The organism is Verrucomicrobium sp. BvORR034 (assembly GCF_000739635.1).
Lineage (GTDB): Bacteria > Verrucomicrobiota > Verrucomicrobiia > Verrucomicrobiales > Verrucomicrobiaceae > Verrucomicrobium.
This window is the reverse complement of record NZ_BATQ01000117.1, coordinates 61,814-80,953: the sequence shown is the minus strand read 5'-3', so window position 1 is coordinate 80,953 and position 19,140 is coordinate 61,814. Positions and strand designations below refer to the sequence as shown.

General features: G+C 59.3%; 3 protein-coding genes. All 3 read left to right on the top strand.

Features of this window, described 5'->3' with window-relative positions:
• The first annotated feature begins 267 nt into the window (after positions 1-267).
• The 3 genes from BV034_RS36195 to BV034_RS19370 all read left to right on the top strand — a co-directional run bounded on the left by BV034_RS36195 (position 268) and on the right by BV034_RS19370 (position 19,132).
• Positions 268-15,540, top strand: a complete 15,273-nt coding sequence (locus BV034_RS36195; protein WP_265593193.1) for an autotransporter-associated beta strand repeat-containing protein — start codon at positions 268-270, stop codon at positions 15,538-15,540.
• 101 nt (positions 15,541-15,641) lie between these two features.
• On the top strand, positions 15,642-16,844 hold the full coding sequence (locus BV034_RS19375) for a metallophosphoesterase (RefSeq protein ID WP_050028639.1): 1,203 nt from the start codon (positions 15,642-15,644) through the stop codon (positions 16,842-16,844).
• Positions 16,845-17,155: 311 nt separating this feature from the next.
• Entirely contained in the window at positions 17,156-19,132 is a 1,977-nt protein-coding gene (locus tag BV034_RS19370; protein WP_265593192.1) for a HEAT repeat domain-containing protein, read from the top strand.
• Positions 19,133-19,140: the final 8 nt, after the last annotated feature.

The window sequence follows — 19,140 nt, the reverse complement described above, 5'->3', positions numbered from 1 at the left end:
TTGTATATGGGGTGAAGGCCCCATCATTTTGGGGTAATGCGGGCGAAACAGCCTTTTCGTGGCTGTTAGGCTCTCAGATGTTCTGGCCTAAAACAGGTGGCGGTACCACCCCTCCGGTTGTTTTGGCAAGGGGGGCTCCCAAAGGAGATCCCGCCGAATGGCGCACTTTTTCTCTAGCAGACACTGGGGTCAGAATTTTTCGTGGACGAAATTTTTGTGGGTACTTAGTATTCACTCGCCGGAATAATCCCATTTCGACAATTTCTCATGAAGGTCTTCATTGTTTTCGCTTCGTTTCTTGCTGTTGCTCAATTACTTGTGCTGCCGGTGCATTCGCAGTCGGTGTTGTACTGGGATCTCAACGGCAACGTGGCCGGGTCGGGTGGAGGGAGCAGCCCCTCAGGTGTGTGGAACTCAAGTGCGGCTAACTGGAACCCTCAGGCTGACGGGACGGGTACAGTATCCACGTGGACAGCTAGCCAGATTGCGGCCTTTGCAGCGGGAACCAATGCTACTGGAGTTTATCAAGTCGTACTGAATTCAAGCCAGTCAGCTGTGGGTGTGGTGTTGGAGGAAGGGACTTTGACTCTGGCGGGCGCATCGTTGTCTTCTGGTGCTTCGCCCCTTTCCGTACAGGTGGCTGGTGGGTCACGCCTGACGTTCAATTCCGTCTTGGCGGGTACGGTCACAGCGGGATCCAACGCCCTGTCCATCAATGGCGGAGGCACCGTCAGGCTGATGGCACCCACAAGCACGTTCACGGGTGATGTTTTGGTGAATGCGTCCCGTCTGGAATTTCTCACCACCACCACTGACCTTCTCTCGCTAGGGGCGGGGGCCAAGGCTGTCACTCTGACCAATGGAGCGGTCGTTGCTCCGGTGAATTCCACGAACCCTTCTTCCACCAGTGGCAAGTCGTTTGTCATCGGGACAGGGGGAGGTGTTTTCAATGTGGTCAACGGGGTGACGTTGACGCTTGACGATGCAGGCCAGTTTGGCGGTTCGGGCAATTTGACCATCACTGGCTCGGGCACGGGCATGGTGATTCTAGGTAACACGGGCGTGGCTCACACTTTTTCCGGTAGCGTGAATGTGCAGTCCGGCACGCTGCGGGTGCAAAATGCCGGAGCAGTGGGAGCGGTAGCAGCGGGCAAGGCCATTACGGTGGCTGATGGGGCCTCGCTCGACATCCGGGCTGCGCTAAACGCCAATCCGATCACCGTGCAAGGCAGTGGTGTTAACAACAGCGGGGCTCTCACCAACTCCACGACTACTGCGGGCAGCAGTGCATCCGCCATCACCCTGGCTGGACACACCAGCATGGGCGTCACCAACACGGCCGCATTGACGATCTCCGGTGTCATTTCTGGAAATGGCATGAACCTGACCAAGGTGGGAGCAGGTTCGGGATCCTTGATCCTGACTGGTCTGAACACCTACACGGGCAATACGATTGTGAATGCAGGCACCCTGGTGGCCAGTGCCGCCACCAATGCGGCTCCGATCAACAGCGCCTCTGGTCTCGTGCTCAGCGGCACGGGAACGTTTCAGTATCTGGGACGTTCTGCCGCAAGTGTGACCATGGTGCTCAATGGCCTTGAGGTGGCTGGCGGTGCGGTAATCATCGACGTGAACAATGCGGGAACCTCGACGACGCTTGACTTAAGAGGTACGGGTGCAACGCTGGGAATCACCCGCACACAACGGGGAGGCACGGTTGACTTCAAAGCAACCACCGGAACTCTGGGCACGAATGCGATCATCTTGACCAATCAGTCCAACGACGCTTCCGGCATTCTCGGGGCGTGGGCCACGGTCAATGGGGGAGCCTCCTTTGCGATGAATGACGGCACCGGCAAGGTTGTTGCGCTCACCAGCTTCATAGACATCGCTGCACTTGGCGGGACGCTTGCCAACTCTGCCAACAGCAATGTCAGGATCAATTCAGCAGGTTCCGGGGCCAACATGGCACTAGCGACCGGTACGACCAGCATTAACACGCTGACCCAGAACACCACCACCGCTGTGACAGTGGATACTGCGGGCAAGACGCTCCGGTTCGGTGCTGCCGGCGGGGTATTGATGACGCCGACTGCGTCCACCACGGGGGCGCTGGTGATCGGGACGGCGGCCAACTCCGGCATCGTGACCGCAGGCGGAGCTGACAATACCGCGGGTGAACTGATCCTTTCCAACTTCTCAGGATCTGCTATCACCGTCAACTCGGTCATCGCAGACAATGGGACGGGTGTTGTTTCGGTGAACCGATCTGGAACAGGAGCGGGTCTCGTGACACTGGCGGGGACAAACACGTACACGGGCTCAACGACTCTGTCTGCCGGCACGACCAATGTCGCGGTGCTTGCCAATGTGAACACCGCCAGCAGCCTGGGCAAAGGCTCAGCGGCTGGCTCTGCCGCAGATCTTGTGCTGAACGGAGGGGCACTTCAATACACGGGGGCCACCGCTACGAGCACCGACCGTCTCTTTAGTCTGGGCTTGGGGGGCGGTTCGCTCGACTCCTCCAGTGCAACAGCGGCGGCCGTGATGACATTTGCTGGTACTGGGGCTATGGGGTTCAACGGGCAAAGCGGTGCCAGAAATCTGACGCTGACTGGCACCAATACCGGAGCAAACATTCTGGCTGCTGGCATCGGGGACAACGGTGGCGCGACCACCTTGACCAAGAGTGGTGCCGGTCTCTGGGTCCTGACTGGGGACAATACTTACAGCGGAATGACCACCATCACGGCCGGAACGCTTCGAGTGGGCAACGGAGGAGCTACCGGTTCACTGGGCTCAGGGGCAGTCAACTTGACCGGTACGCTCATCTTTAACCGCAGCGACAACTACACCGTCAACAATGCCATTTTCGGCACGAGTGGATCCGTCATCACCCAGGCATCGGCCAATGTGCTGACGCTGGCCGCTGCGGGGATCAATACCGGCGGTCTTCGCATCTCTGTGGACGGCGGAACGATCGACATTGCCAGCAACGATGTGATTCTTACGGGGAGTTCGTCCCTTACGACTTCCAACAGCGGCACCATCAATGCCACCGGAGGTGGCCGAATTCTGCTTGGGGTGGGAAATGGGGACTACGGGGCGGCAAGCAGCAAAACGCTCGTCATCAATGCCGTGATTGCTGACGGCATTGCCGCGACGATTGATTTCCATGGTGGCACAAACAGCTCGGGCGTGACGATCCTGACGGCGGACAACATCTTCACTGGAACGGCCAGTATTCAAGGGCAGGCGGTTTCCGTGTCAAAGATCGGGAACGTCGGAACGGCGGGAAATTTGGGGTTCAACTCGGTGATCAATCTCGGGAGTGGTGCCACCATCACTTCGCGAATCATCTACACCGGCACGGGTGAGACGACGGACAGAACCATCAATCTCTCAGCAACTACTGGTGTCGCTATCATTGACCAGTCCGGGACGGGATTGCTGGAGTTTGCGAGCGCGACCACTGCCGCGGCAGGCATCAAGTCGCTGACATTGCAGGGTTCCACCGCTGGTAACGGGCGCTTCAGCGGTTCGATCTCAAACGGTACTGATCCTGTGGGTGTCACCAAGGCTGGGACCGGAACCTGGACTCTCGCAGGAAACAACACTTACTCTGGTCCCACGACGGTGAATGGAGGGCTCCTTCTGGCGGGATCCACCAGCGCTTTTGGCAATGGTTCAGCGATGAACGTCGGTGCGGCGGGGACGGTGAGGTTGGATGGGTTCAGTAATTCGTTCGGTTCGCTGGCAGGCACAGGAATTGTGGAGAATGCTAACGTCGTTGCATCGACTCTCACGCTAGGAACAGATGGAAGTTCGACAGTTTTCAATGGAACTTTGCGTGACGGATCGGGCGGGGGCGTGCTCTCGCTGGTGAAGGTAGGCGCTGGCATTCAGACGCTGACGGGAGCCGACACCTCCTATTCTGGCAGTACGACTGTAGTGGGGGGAACGTTGAACCTGGCCGGGCCGCAAGGTTCGGTGGTGACGACGAGCAGTATCACTGTCGCAGGAGGGGGCACACTTAATCTAAACAACCAGACCGGGCAGTTGCACAGCTACTCGTCTGGCACATTGAGCTTCGGCACTGGGTCCGGCACAGCCGGCCTTGGTTTGGAACTTGGGGCCAGCACAGCTGGATCAGACCGGTTTGAGAGCACCGGCTCCATCATTACGGCCAACAACATTGCCTTCAACATCTTCGCGCTCTCAGGATTTGGCCAGGCATCGAGTTATGACCTGCTTTCGGCGGGCGGTGGTCTGAGCGGGGCGACCTATTCACTGGGCTCCGTGGCTGGCGGCTATCTGTACAATCTGGTTGTCTCGGACACGAAGGTGTCACTGCAACTGACGGCCATGGCAGCAGGCAGTCTCTACTGGCGGGGCGGGGTAAACAACAGCTGGTCCGGCTACAACGCCGGGATTACCAACTGGACGACCGACGCCGCGGGAGCGATCAATGCTGGAGGCAATCCGGGCACAAATCATTCGGTGATCTTCAGCTCAAGTGCTGCCACGGGACCCTCGATCGCCACCACGCTGGATGGGAACTACTTCATCCGTGATTTGACGTTCACGGCGGCACCCACAGGCGTCACCTCGGTCACCATCGCTCCGGGAGCGAACACGACCAATGCGCTGACCCTGACCCCTACAACAGACGCAACAGGCATCCAGGTTCAGGACAACGCAGGCAATGTCACCATCTCAGCGCCTGTGGTGTTGGGGGGAAATCAGACCTGGAATGTGGTGGGTACAGGCGCAAATGGGTCTTCCCTCACAGTGTCCGGTGGAGTGTCGGGTGCGGGAAGCCTGACGAAATCGGGAGATGGCACGCTGACATTTGGCGGGGTATCCAGCCATACAGGGGCAACGACGGTCAGTGGCGGCACCGTGGTGGCAGGGGGCGCGTCTGCATTCAGTGCCAGCTCCGCCTATGCGGTGAACAGTCCGGCGGTGGTGCGCCTGAATGGCTTCGCAAACGCCATGGGTTCCCTTGCCGGGTCCGGGATCGTGGAGAACAATCACGCCAGCACGGCAGCCACCCTCACGGTTGGAGGAAACAATCTCAGCACTGTCTTCAGCGGGACCCTGCGGAACAACAGCGGCGCCGGGACGGGAACACTGGCCCTGGTGAAGACCGGCACTGGCACGTTGACGCTTACGGGAGCAAACACTCTCACAGGCACGGTGACAGTGAGTGCCGGTGCAGTGACTGTGGGCAATGGAACGAGCGGTGGCATCACCACCACTTCCAACGTCATTGTGGGAAACACTGCCGGCAATGCCGTCCTCAACCTGGTGGCGGGCGGATCCATTTCCAGCCCCTTGCTGGTGGTGGGCAATGCCAACGGAGCCTCAGGGGCGGTGAACATCAGTGGAGGGACCTATACCGCGACAACGGGTGAGACCCAGGATACCATCCCGGCATTCGGCGCGGCAAACGGAGGCTACGGCAGCCTTGTCATGACGGGTGGCACGTTGAATTTGGCCAGGTTCCAGTTCGGAGGGGTTCAAGGCGCGAACACGACCGGCGGTATCGGGGTCGGCTTGATCACCGGAGGGACGGTCAACAACACCGGATTCCTGCTGCTGGCCCGCCACGGGGCATCCATCGGGGTGCTCACGGTTGCAGGTGGAACGTTGAATCATAGTGCAGCAGGACAAAACATTGCGCTTGGCTGGCAGGGGACTGGGCGGGCGGAGTTGAACATTACGGGTGGGTTGCTGGACAACACCGGGCGCAGCGTGCAGTTCGGTGGCGGTACCTGGACGGGTACAGCCATCGTAAATATGAATGCTGGCACGCTGGTGACGAACTCCTTCACCCGCACCTCAGGCACCAGCTACATCAACTTTAACGGCGGCACGCTGCGTGCCGGCGCGGCCGGCGCGACGTTTGTTCCGACGACGGTGAACCGAGTCACGGTGAACGGTGCCTTCGGTACCTTCGCGGGAGGTGCCGTCGTGGATACCAACAGTTTTGATCTGACCATTGGAGCCAACTTGCTTGCGCCCACCGGCAATGGTGTGGCCACCGTTCAGGTGGTGGATGGTGGTTCGGGCTACATCGGAGCACCGGCTGTGACCATTGCCGGCCTCGGTGCCGGAGCGACGGCGATCGCCAACATGGTGGATGACGGCACCGGGAATGGCACGCTGAGGGTGGCCAGCATCACTATTACCAATCCGGGGGTGGACTACACGGGCACGCCCAGCGTGACACTTTCAGGCGGTGGCGCAGCGACGGCTGCCACCCTGGGGACGGTGACGTTGGCGGCTAACACATCCGGAGGACTTACCAAGACGGGAGTGGGCGTGCTCACGCTTTCCGGGGCCAACACCTTCAGCGGGGCTGTCGGAGTTTCAGGTGGGACGCTAGCGTTCGCTGCAAGTGAGAATCTGGGTGATGCCTCTGCCACCAATACGCTGGGACTCAGCAATGGCAGTGTGCTTCGGTACACCGGAGCCTCAGCGCTTGATCTTGGCGTCAATCGGGGCCTCAACTTGGGCACGGGTGGGGGAGTGGTGGACGTCAACACCGCTACCGGCGTGCTTACCCTAGGTGGCAACGTGTCGGGTGCCGGGGCCACTCTGATCAAGACCGGAACGGGAACTCTGGTGATCACTGGTGTGGCGTCCCACACAGGGGCGACTGTGGCCAGCGCGGGTGTGCTTACCATCTCAGGAGACTTGAGTAGCACAAGTGCGCTAAGTGTTTCCTCCGGGTCTGCGTTGAATCTCAGCGGCGCCATGCTGGCCCCCGGATCCATTCAGACCGTGACCGTGGCGGGCGGAGGCTATCTCAATCTAGCCAACGGGGCGGGAGTTCCGCTCGCCAATGTTGCCACCTTGAACTTGGGGGCGGGCGGCGGCATGGCCCGGCTGGGACTGGACCTGGGAACCTCCTCTGACCTGATCACCACTGCTGGTGCCGCTGTCACTGCCAGCTCAGTGCGATTTGAACTCACCAAAGTGGCTGGCTTTGGAGTGGGCATTTACAACCTGCTTAGTGCGGGAAGTGGTCTTGGCGGCGCGAGTTACTCCGCACATCTCACAGGGTATGCCTACAGTCTCACCAGTTCCCCGACCGTGGTTCAATTGAATGTCCTTTCGGCCCTGGTGGGAGATGTTTACTGGCGCGGAGATTTGGGCAACAGCTGGGCTTCCTATTCCCCAGGCTCCACCAACTGGTCTTCCAATGCGGTCGGCACGACGGATGCCGCAGCATTGCCTGGCGTGGCCAACGGGGTGATCTTCAGTTCGAGCGCTGCGACTGGGGCGGCCATCTCAACCACGTTGGATGGTGATTTTGCCATTGCCAGTCTTCGCTTCACCAATGCTCCTGCTGGTGTCACCAGCGTCACCGTCGCCCAAGGATCATCCGGGACGCTCACCATCGCGCCTTCGGTGTCCGCGAATGGTCTTATCATTGATGACAACGCTGGTGCCATCACCATCTCGGCGCCGGTCGCGGTGGGGACGGATCAAACTTGGAATATCAGCGCCACTGGAGCCTCCCTGACGATCAGTGGTGCCCTGTCGGGGAATGGCATGCTGACGAAAACTGGTGCGGGCACCGTGACGATTTCTGGGGTGAACAGTCATGCCGGGGCCACAGTCGTCTCGACAGGTGTGTTGCAGGCCGGCTCGAATACGGGACTGAGCGCCAGCTCTGCCTACACGGTCAATGGAACTGCCATTCTGCGGCTCAATGGGAACAACGGCAACCTAGGCTCGCTGACTGGTAGTGGTTTCGTCGAAAACAACCACATCAGTGCTGCCTCTATTCTCACGGTGGGGTCTCTGAACACGATCTCCACCTTCAGTGGAGTGGTGCGAAATGGCGCAGCGGGCACGATGGCGCTGACCAAGGTGGGGATCGGAACTTTGATCTTGGGGGGAGTCAACACCTACACCGGCGCGACGCTGATCACGGGAGGCACTCTGCAACTGGCGACCGGGGGTAATCTTAGTGGTGGGAGTGCTCTCACCATCACTGCAGCAGCAGGAGCGACGGCAGCGTTTGATGTGAACGGTGGAAGTCCCGCCCTGGCATCGATCAACCTGGGGGGCGCTTCGGGGTCTTCCGCGGCGAACATTCTGGACACCGCTGGTGGTGGAGTGATCAGTCTCGGTGGCACGCTCACTTATAGCGCGACCAACAACCCTCAAGGTTCGGTTGTGAATGCGGGATTGCTCTATGCCACCCCCGCCGGCAGCCGGACCATCACGGCCGCCGCTTCCACTGGAGCGACTGTCGAACTGATTTTAAATGGAACCATCACGGGCACTGGATTCACCACGGACAACCGCGTGGTCTTCTCGGGCACGGGCGACATCACCCTCAACAACATCGTCTCCGTCACTGGCTCAGGCTCCGACCTGCAAAAGAACAGCACGGGTGTCCTGAACATCAACGCCGCCACCTCTGCAACTGATGACTGGGTGATTGATGCGGGCACCCTGAACGCCAATGTGAGCAATGCCCTGAACGCGACGGACGACATCGTCATTGATGGTGCTGGCACCCAGGATTCAGCGATCGTGAATATTGGTGGCACGGCAGGAGGTTCCGGGGTCCACCAAGGGGATGATCTCTTCATCCGCAACGGCGGACGGGTGAACGTGTTGGTCGCCAACGGTATCAGCACTGGCACGGACATGATCCTGGTAGGGGATGCCTCCTCTGCCTCAGCCGCTGCTGCGGGTCGGCTGGATCTGGCCGCAGATATCTCCATCGGGGCCAGTGGTCTTCAGTTGGGCAATGGCACCAATATCGGAAACGTCACCGGCACGGGCACAATTACCACCGCTGGGGCATTCTCCCTGCGAAATGGGGCAGTCGAAAGTGGTATCACCCTAGCAGGCACAGGGGCGATCACCAAGGTGAGCAACAGCATCGTGGTCTTTTCAGGCTCGCGAACCACCACGGGAGCTACCAACATCCAGGAGGGCACATTGATCCTGGATTATACCACTAACAACTCGAGTAAAATTGGGGGTGTCTTGACACTTGGGGCAGCCAATCCAGCCTTGGTGAATCCGGTGCTGACCATCAATGGCAGTGGCACGGCCGCCACCATCCAAGCTGTGGTCAGCACCACCCTTTTGTTGGGAACCACGGATGTCAATGTCAATGCTGGCGCTGGCCAAACTGCGACGTTGAATCTGGGGGCCATCACCAGGAGTGTGGGAGGTTCTGCTGTTGCATTCGCTTACAACAATGGCAGTGCGAGCGTCGCCACCGCACATTTGAATGCGATCCTGCCGTATGCCACCCTTTCGACTGGGGGCACCACCCGCCTGGCGGCAACGGATGGTACTGGGAATGTGGTGCAGATGACGAGCGTCAATAAAAACGACGTGACCACCTGGCTGGCAACTGACAATGTCTCCAACACGGGCGCTTTCTCGGGGGTGATTGGCACACAGTCAGTGGCTGCATCCACTTTAAGTTTCGTGGCTGGTGGGACGGCCTCAACGGTGAATGTTGACGCGGCAGGCCGCTTCACTCTGCGCAATGGCGGTATCTATGTTGATTCCGGGGTCGGTGCCAATGGCACCGTCATTTCCGGCGGACAGTTGGCAGGAGCCAACTCAGGGGTCACGGGCGAGATCATCGTTCATCAATACAACACCCTCGCCACGCTGACGATTGGCTCCCGGCTCTTCGGCACCACGACGCTGACCAAGAGCGGGACTGGGGCGCTGGTGCTTGCAGGAAACAACTACTTCGCCACCAGCCTGAACAATGGAGCTGCCAGCTTCGTGGCCCTGAATGAAGGCACCCTGATCCTCAAAGGTGGCAACGCGATTGGGGACGCAACCAGTGTGCACATGAAATCTGGCACCATCCTGGAATTGGAAGCGGGTGCGTCCGAGACGATGGGGCGACTGGGTATTGATACTACCAACACATCCAACGGTACCATTTCACTTGGTGCGGGCAGCTCGCTCACCATCAACCAAACTGGCAGCGCCACCTACAGTGGTGTCTTCACGGGCGGCGGCACCATCACCAAGGTGGGTAATGGCAACCTTCAGCTGACGGGCAACACCGCCGCGGGATTTACGGGAGCGGTAAACGTGAATGCTGGGATGCTCTACATCTCGGGATCGGCTGGTCGTCTGAATGGAAGCGTTGAGATCAACCTCAATGCCGGAAGCTCGTTCCTGATCGACAACGACGACGACTCCTCCAACACCACCCGTATCTCGGACTCGGCGGTGATTACGCTCAACTCAGTCAACTCTCCCTGGGCTGGTGAGACCCGGGCAAGGGGACTTTCTATTCGCACGGACAACAATAGCAACCTGACGGAAACCGTGGGATCGCTGGTCTTCGCCAGTGGAGCCAACTATGCTGGGCTCGAAGCCGCAGGTGGCAGCAGTTCCGTCTCGGGCATTATTGCGGCCAATGGCATTTCTCGCAGCATCGGTGCCACCTTCAACATCCGGGGCGCAGCTCTCGGGGCGACCAGCGGACAACGCTCTTTGCTCAAGATTGCGGACGCCAATGACGCGGCATTCATGACGTCCAATCTAGTAGGTGGTGGGGCTGCAACCGGTGGATCCAACAAGAACGTCAGCATTGTGCCGTGGGTGATCGGTGAGACGATTCTGGATGACCTCGCGGACAACAACATGGGCAATAGCTTTGTGACCTATGTGGACAACCGGGGCTTTGTGGTGCTGGATCTTGCGACCGAGTTTCGAACCTTCGCGGCAGGCGGCGTGGCCCAGGACAACATTCGGGAGTCACTTTCAGCGAACCTCACTGGTGTCAGCGGGCAGACCATCAATTCGTTGATTCTGCATGACGCGACCACGGCGGCGGGATCTCTGACGGTGTCCGGCTCTGGCGTGCTGACCAACACCAGCGGGGCATTCCTCTTCACCCTGAACACGGGGGCTACAGCTTCCAGTGCACATGGTCTGCTGGTCAGCGGATTCAGCAGCATTCAGGTGGGAGCCACTAACGAGTACATCATGCAGGTGGTGAATCCGATCTCGACGGCCACGACTCCAGCATTGACGGTGGAAATCGCCTCCAGCCTGATCAGTACTGGCGCTTCACTCAGCAAGTCGGGCCGGGGCACGCTGATCTTGTCTGGCGCAAACTCTTATGGTGGAGGCACTTTCCTGAATGAAGGGGTGCTGCAGGTAGCCAGCCTTGCAAACCTCGGATCAGGTGGGCTGACGTTCAATGGCGGTGTTTTGCGATTCGGCGGAGTGTTCGCGGATGACCTGAGCGGCCGGGCCATCAACGTGTCCAACGCTGGCGGCACTCTGGATACCAATGGAACCAGCTATGTGTGGTTGAACGGATTGGATATGACGGGGCCGGGGAACTTTATCAAGTCTGGCTCGGGTTTGTTGACGATCCAGGGCGCTTCGACCTACACGGGGACTTTCGTCGTGGGCCATACGTCGGTCATTACCGGGGGCAATGCAGGGGTGTCGCAAGGGGTGCTCTTGAACGGTGCCACCAATCAAACGATCCTGGGAAATCTTCAGATAGGTTCATCTGGAACGCCAGCGGGCGGGACTGCCGGCGCGGCGCTGGGCGCAGACGAGCAGATCGCGGATGGTTCAACCATCACCTTCAATGGGGTCGCTGCCAGCAGCCGGTGGGCTTACTTCAAACTTTTGGGGCACACCGAAACGGTGGCCGGCATCTCTGACGTGACGGGTGCTGGAGTCATTGAAAACCGGGAGACGGATACCGTGAGTTCTTCCGGTGCGTTGATTCTGAACAGTGACCGGGACTTCAGCTACAACGGCTACCTGAGAGACAACAACGTGGGCGGAGCCGATGCGAATCCGCTTAGCCTGACGAAGTTGGGCAGCGGTATGCAGATCCTCTCTGGATCTCAAATCAGGTATACGGGTGGAACCACGGTGAATGGCGGTACGCTCTACCTACTCAACACCAGTTCCTTTGCCAGTAGCATCGTAAACAATGCCCTGGTGGTGTTCGACTACACGAGCGGCACCGCCCTGAACCTGGGCAAAGACCTGTCAGGCAGCGGGAAGTTCGTCAAGCGAGGAACGGGCACCGTGGCCTTCAACGGTACCAACACCTTCTCCGGTGCCCTGGTGATTGAGGAGGGGGGGATCAGCTTCAGCAGCAGTCTGGGCAACAATGCGGTGGGCAACACCATCGCCATCCTTGAGAATTCCACCTTGACCAGTACAGGCGCTGCCTCGGTTCTCGGGAACAACCAACACCTCACGTTGGGTGGGGAAATTGCGAACATTGAGGTGACGGGAGGTTCCAACACCTTGACAGTGGCGGGATCTATTTTCGGTGGCGCTCAGACCAGGCTCGACAAGGAAGGCACCGGAACGCTGGTGCTTGCCGGAGCCTCTACCTACTCGGGTTCAACCCAGGTCAATGCAGGGCGTCTGGAGGTGAGACATGCCTCGGGACTCGGTTCAACCGCAAGCATCACGGTCGCTAACGGGGCCTCACTGGTGCTCAACACCGCCTCCACGGGCGGTGGTGCCAGCTACGGACTCACGGGCTCGGGTTCGGTGGTCACGCTGGGAACATCGGGCGGCACGGTGAGTCTGGGTTTTGGAATCAACGGAGCGAACAACGACAGGCTGGTGCTTGGTGCAGGGCAGTCTCTCAACGTGGCTGCTACCACCGTGAACACAGACATCTACATCTCGGGAAGCCCGCTGCTGACCAGTTACACCCTCGTCCAGAGTGCTGTGGCGACGAGCTACAGTGCATTCTCCCTCGGAGCGATCTTTAATCCTGGCTCGTACGTTTACACGTTGGACAATACACAGGCGAACAACTTGGTGTTGAACGTTACCGCTCTCGCGGGTCCCGCCACGGCTTACTGGAAAGGGGATCTCACCGGCTCCGGTACAGGGGTGTGGAACGCGTCCCAGATCAACGGCAACACCAACTGGGCCACGGCGGCAGATGGTCTCGTGGATACGCAGGTGGTGCCTGACGCGGGGACAGATGTTTTCTTCAACGCAACTGGAGCGCAAAACTTCACTACCTCACTTGGCGCGGATATCGCCGTGAAGAGTGTGACCTTCCTGGCTGGTTCAGGTTCTGGTGGAAACAATACCGTGGTTGCTGGTGGGAACACCCTGACTTTGGGCTTGGGTGGGTTCAGTTTGTTGACTGGCTCCGGCAATATCAGCTTCAGTCCCAACGTGACCCTGGCTGGAACTCAGACCTGGACCGTGACGGATTCCTCTACTGTCTTCACCGTATCGGGCTCTGTCTCTGGCACAGGCGATATCATCAAGACGGGGGCTGGGGTGGTGGTGCTCTCGGGCGCGAACACCTACACCGGCAAGACCGTCGTGAACGCGGGCTCCATTCAGGTCTCAGCGGAAGTGGGACTTGGCGGCAATCCCACGGGAGGTTTCCAGGCTGACCAGCTTACCTTGAACGGTGGGACATTGATCGCTACAGCCAACATGCTCATTGATGATGCCAACCGGGGCATCACGCTCGGGGCATTGGGCGGGATGTTCTCCGTGAATTCGGGGGTGACGCTGACGGTGGCCAATGCGATCGCTGGTGGTGGCACTTTTACCAAAGGGGGTGCGGGAACGATGCTGGCGAACGGCGCAAACAATTTTAATGGCGCGGTGGTGGTAAACGCTGGCACGCTCACCTTTGGGAATCAGCTCGCCCTCACCTCCGGCACCGTCACGGCCGGGACTATGAACCTCGGGGGGGCAGTTAACAGCTTCACTGGCACGGTGCAGGTGGGAACCCTCGCAACCGGTGCCCTGAATTACGCAGTGGCCGGCGGGAGTTTGAGCATCGGGAGTGGGGCCAGCAGCAATCTCGACATCGGAGTGATCAATGATGCTTCGACCACAGCGCGCAAGGGAACTGTGGACTTGAGGGGTGCCTCTAACTTCACTGCGAACGTGGGCATGGTGCGCGTGGGTGTTTACGTCAGCGGCGGCAACGTGGGATTGGAGGGGGACCTGTTCCTGGCCACGAACAACACCATTACGGCCGCGACCAGTTTTGTCGTGGCGAGCAGCAGCACGCCTGGGGTTGTGGGAGTCAACACAGTTGCCTTCGGCAGCGGCACCAATACGGTGAACACGCCAGTGATGACGATTGGTGGGTTCAAGGGTAGTGGCGAGGCCACCCTGGCCAGTGGCGGGACGTTGACGCTGCAGGGGCTGAGCGGTGGTTCGACCACGCTCAACATCGGTCGTAATCTGGGCAACACCGGGACTCTCACGACAAGTACATTCGACATGTCGGCGGGCACGTTTATCGCCAATCTGGGAGCCGTGGTCATGGGCGAGAAGACAGGAGGCGGGTTGGGGACCGCCACCGCTGTGATGACGCTGGGCGCCTCCAGTAACAACAGTGTTGTGGCTTCTTCGCTGGTGGTGGGGAGCTTTGCTTCCGGGACCGGGAGCACGACCGCCACTTTCGGTGCAGGGACGCTTAACATGGGAGGTGGCTCCTTCGAGGTGACCGGGGATGTCACCCTCGCAGCACACAACAATGGGACCGGGCTGTCGTCAGGCGCCCTGAACCTCACGGGAGGGACCTTCACCATTGGGGGGAATATGCTCAAGGGGATGAGTGCATCCGCCACCGCAACGGTGACGCTGAATGGGGGCATCCTGGACATGACGGGGGGCACGATCGGCTCCTCGGCTGCAAACGGTCAGGTGACCTTCCAAGCCCAGCAAGGGCGCATCCGGAATCTCCAGGAGCTTAATGGGGGCGGGGCCTTCGTCAAAACCACCGCTGGTACCCTGATCGCATCTGGAGTGAACGGTTACACTGGCGCGACTTCAGTCCAGGCGGGGGTGTTTCAAGTAGGTGAGAATCAGGCGGGATCCATCAGCAGTGCCGTGACGGTGCAGGCGAGTGCCACTCTGGCTGGTACGGGTACCATCAACAACCATGTGGATATTCAGAATGATGCTTTCCTAAAACCCGGAGATCTGGCAGGTGCCGGGAAGGGGCGGCTATCTATGGGCAGTCTGACCGTGGCTACCGGAGGGCAAATCCAGCTACAGTTGACGTCCGCAACCATTCCTCAGGACGTCGCATTGTACGGGGCGATCACGGGCGGAAGCTGGGTGGATGCGCAGACCTACTACACTGCCAACAACCCTGCCTGGAATGTCACCGCGAGCCCATTGTCCAGTCATGATGCGGTGGCCATGACTGGAACGTTGACGCTGGGTATCAGGGAGTCTGGCACCTACGGGAACGGCACCATTCTTCTTATCAATGAAGGATATTCGGCAAGCACCGGCGATGTGTTCAACCTGTTGGACTGGGTAGGGCTTCTTCAAGGTGGGTTTACCGTCACGAGCGGACAGTTCGCCGGGCTCACTTCGGCAGGTGATCTGGACTTGCCAGAGCTTGCCGTTGGTTACTACTGGGATACCAGCGCGTTCATGACCCAGGGGATCCTCGTGGTGGTGCCGGAACCGTCCCGTGCGGTGATGTTGCTGCTTGCTGCGGCGCTGGTAGCATTGCGGCGTCGCCGACACTCGGTCTGACAGGAAGCCCGATTCCCATCCAACCATCAAGTGGTTGTTCTCGCGTCAGTCTGAAGATTGCTGCAGAATCTGGCGTTTCGACCACTTACCTTTGCCCTCATATGAAACGACGTGAATTCCTTGGTAGTGTTGCAGGCGGAGCGGTGGCAGGTTCTGCAGGTCTGGTGCGTACGGCGGAAACGGCAGCAGCAGAGACTCCAGCGGGAGGTTCGCTGATGACGACTCCGGCCGTTCACATGGCCCCGCGTGCCGATGGTCTCGAGCTCGTCTGGGGAGTCAGTCGGCTGGCCTGCGGCTGGGTGGAGTGGAAGGCAGAGGATGGCAGCAATGGCAAAGCTCACGAGGATGCATTCGGTTTCGTGCCGCAGGGCGATCGCATTGTGCGCGTGCGTATCGAGGGCTTGAAAACTGGCGTGAACTACCAGATTCGTGCCGTCAGCGAGTCCGGCGATGGCGCAAAGGCCCGCGAAGAAAGCCCGTGGAGGCCTTTTCGCGTTCTGGATGCAAAGGCCGCCACGACCAAGTTTGCGGTCTGGAATGACACGCACCAGAACGAGGAAACCATCAAGAAGCTCCATGCTGCTACGCCGCAGGGGGATTTCCTGCTGTGGAACGGCGATATTTGCAACAACTGGGACAAAGAGGACTGGCTCGCTCCGACGCTCCTGAATCCCGCTGGTCAGGATGTGAGCACGGGCCGCCCCATGTTCGTTGTGTGGGGAAACCACGATGTCCGAGGCAAGTGGGCGTTCAAGATGCCGGAACTCGTTGCTACGCCAAATGGCCGCCCGTTCTACGCATTTCGCAGTGGTCCGGTGGCGTTCATCTGTCTCCATACCGGTGAGGACAAGCCGGACAATCATCCTAGCTTCGGAGGGCGGGTGGCGTTCGAACTCCTCCGTCAGGAGCAGGCCGAGTGGTTGAAGAAGGTTGTCGAATTGCCGGAGTTTAGGGATGCACCGTTTCGCGTGGTGTTCTGCCACATTCCGCTGCGGTGGAAGAACGAGGAGATCGCCGACTATGCAATCGGTGGCTACGATCACTACAGCCGCCTCAGTCGCGAGGCTTGGCACAATACCTTGGTCGCGTGGAAGGCGCAGATCGTGATTTCCGGCCACACCCACCAGACGGCCTGGATTCCAGGCACCACTGAATTCCCTTACGGGCAGTTGGTCGGCGGAGGTCCGAAGCCACAGGCCGCCACCTTCATCGAAGGCGTCGCCGACGTGAGCGGGCTGAAGTTCGTGATGAAGGATCTGGAAGGGAAGGTCATTCAGGACGTCTCTTTCAAGCCGATTGCTTGAGTTCGCATTGTTGAAACTGCCTGCATGTCGGTCGCGTAGCTTGCAGTCGGCATGCTCTTTTTGTCCCGGCGCTTTGAGTGTGGAAGGATTCAGTGAATCTGGACGAAGGGTGAACTCTGGTGCGCGAATCTAACGTGACAACCTTAAGCGTCGGCTAGTGGCCAAACTGGGCTGTGAAAAATCGATGAAGATGCCGATTGCCCGGGCTATTCGATGTGTGGCATTTTTTGGAGGTGATGATGGTGAAACATCTTTTCCGAGATGGCGTTGCGGCAGTTCTCGGCCTGAGCATCGCCGTCGTATTGAGTGGCATGCTCTCCTGCGTCTCTGCCCAAGCGAAGCAGGACGATGGTACCCAGGTGCCGATCAGGAAATCAGCGACGACAACGGAGATGGCCGCCGAAGTATCCGCCATGGCCCGATGGTCGGAACCTGTGAATGGATTGGCGGCGCGGGTGGACTTTGTGGATCCTTGGGGACCTGCTGGATATGTGGTGCTGGTGCAGCTGCGCAACGTCGGCAGTTCGCCATTGAGAGTGCCCATGGGGAACCCGCCTGATTCCCAACTCGCGCGCCTCTTCGAATTGCACAAGCATGACCGGAAAGGGGCGTGGCATCGGGTACCCTGGATGCCGGGCGAACATCTGGAGGGTGACGGTCCTAAGGTGGAAAGAGGAGGCGTGATCTATGCGGGACACTCCGCTGGGCAGGACATCGTACGGCCACCCGTTGTATTGCAGCCAGGGGAAGGGGCATTGGTCTATCTCTGGGGCGATCGGTCCGGAGGTGATTCGTGGAGACATCCTCTAGACGTGAAGATCGTCCTCCGTCTCAGAGAAGGTCAGAATTCAACCGTTGCCGTTGATGGGCCACCCTTGACGATGTCGAAGGGAGGTAAGAGCCCGTCTTCTATCAAGACATCCAATACGTCGGCCTCAACATGGACGGGAGTGCTGGAGACTCCTCCATTTCCAACGCGACGGGCCATCAAATTGCACGTCCATCGGCGCGGGCAGTTGGAGTGTCCGACGATTCTCCCTCCCGTCAGTTACGCCGTTGGGCACCCTCTCACTCGTGACTTGTGGGGCACCCAGTTCGAGGGTCTTTGCCAGTCCAACATTGCACTCGATGCTGCGGTTGACCTTTACCAGCCACTCCCGATGCGGAGTATCCTGGAGAAGCGAATGGCCGAGGCTTCTCCGATGGTGGTGAAACTCTTGATCGCCCTGCCGGCCCCACGAATGGGCAGTGAGCCTGCGACGAGCTTGCTCAAGAACTGGGCGCAGACCACGGAGTGGAGGGAGGTCAGGGAACTTCACCGGGCCTTGAGTCATCTTCTGCACTGCTATGGTCACGAAACTCCACCTTGGGTGCTGGTCGTGGTGGAGAAGGTTTTGACGGACGACCGCAAGCTCACTTTTGATCGCTCTTCTGCTGGGGCAGGGGGCGTAGCTGCCCGCACCGTTCTTGAGCATGCGACGGTAGAGGAACGGCTCCCGTTGGCGCTGGCGCGAACGAAGTGTCCAGGGGCGTTCTCGGTGTTGGAGGCGAACTTTAAGAAATACCCCAGCGACTACGGAGTGCTGGCGCTGACTTGGCTGGGTGACCCGCGCGCTGCGCCTTTGCTCATGGATGCCTTGCGGACCAGGACTCTCGCGTTGCAACCTTCGAGCTGGCCTGATGTTGACGATCTTTCAAGGGCCGTGGCAAAGTTTCGAATTCAAGAGGCCGTGCCCCTGCTCATGGAGCATTCGAAATCCCCTGAAGCGGTGACGGCATTGGGAAGACTCGGAGACCTTCGCGCCCGGGATTACCTTGAAAAATTGGTCAACAAGGAGCCGGGCCAGATGACCGAGGTATCCCTTGCCGCCAGGATCGCCCTGGCCGCGCTTGAGCCGGACAAACGACGGGCCCGGTTCGAGGAATTGCTGAAGGGGCCGTTCAATGATCGATGGAGAGCCATCGAAGTGGTGAAGAAGATGGCCGAGCTGGAAGACCCCAGCTTGAACCCCTTGTTCATGGCCTATGTCGCCACCAGCGATGACAAGCACGTTGTCTGTGCGTCAGTGGAGCACCTCGGCCGAATGAAAGCGCGTGAAGCGGTGCCGGTATTGCTCGGCAGCTTTGATTGCAAATTCGATCCGGAGACTGACAACAGCAAGAGCTCCTACACAGGTGGCGAACATCGTGCCAATGTCGTGGGTGCTCTCGAACTTATCTCTGGAGAAGAGCTGGGGCCCGACCTGGAACCTTGGATGATTTGGTGGAAGCAGCAGCCGAAGCTTTAGAACCTGTT

What these genes read in the sequence shown, in the direction of transcription:
- BV034_RS19375 (WP_050028639.1), top strand. Translation starts at nt 15,642, where the DNA reads ATGAAACGACGTGAATTCCTTGGTAGTGTTGCAGGCGGAGCGGTGGCA.
- BV034_RS19370 (WP_265593192.1), top strand. Translation starts at nt 17,156, where the DNA reads ATGCTCTCCTGCGTCTCTGCCCAAGCGAAGCAGGACGATGGTACCCAG.
- BV034_RS36195 (WP_265593193.1), top strand. Translation starts at nt 268, where the DNA reads ATGAAGGTCTTCATTGTTTTCGCTTCGTTTCTTGCTGTTGCTCAATTA.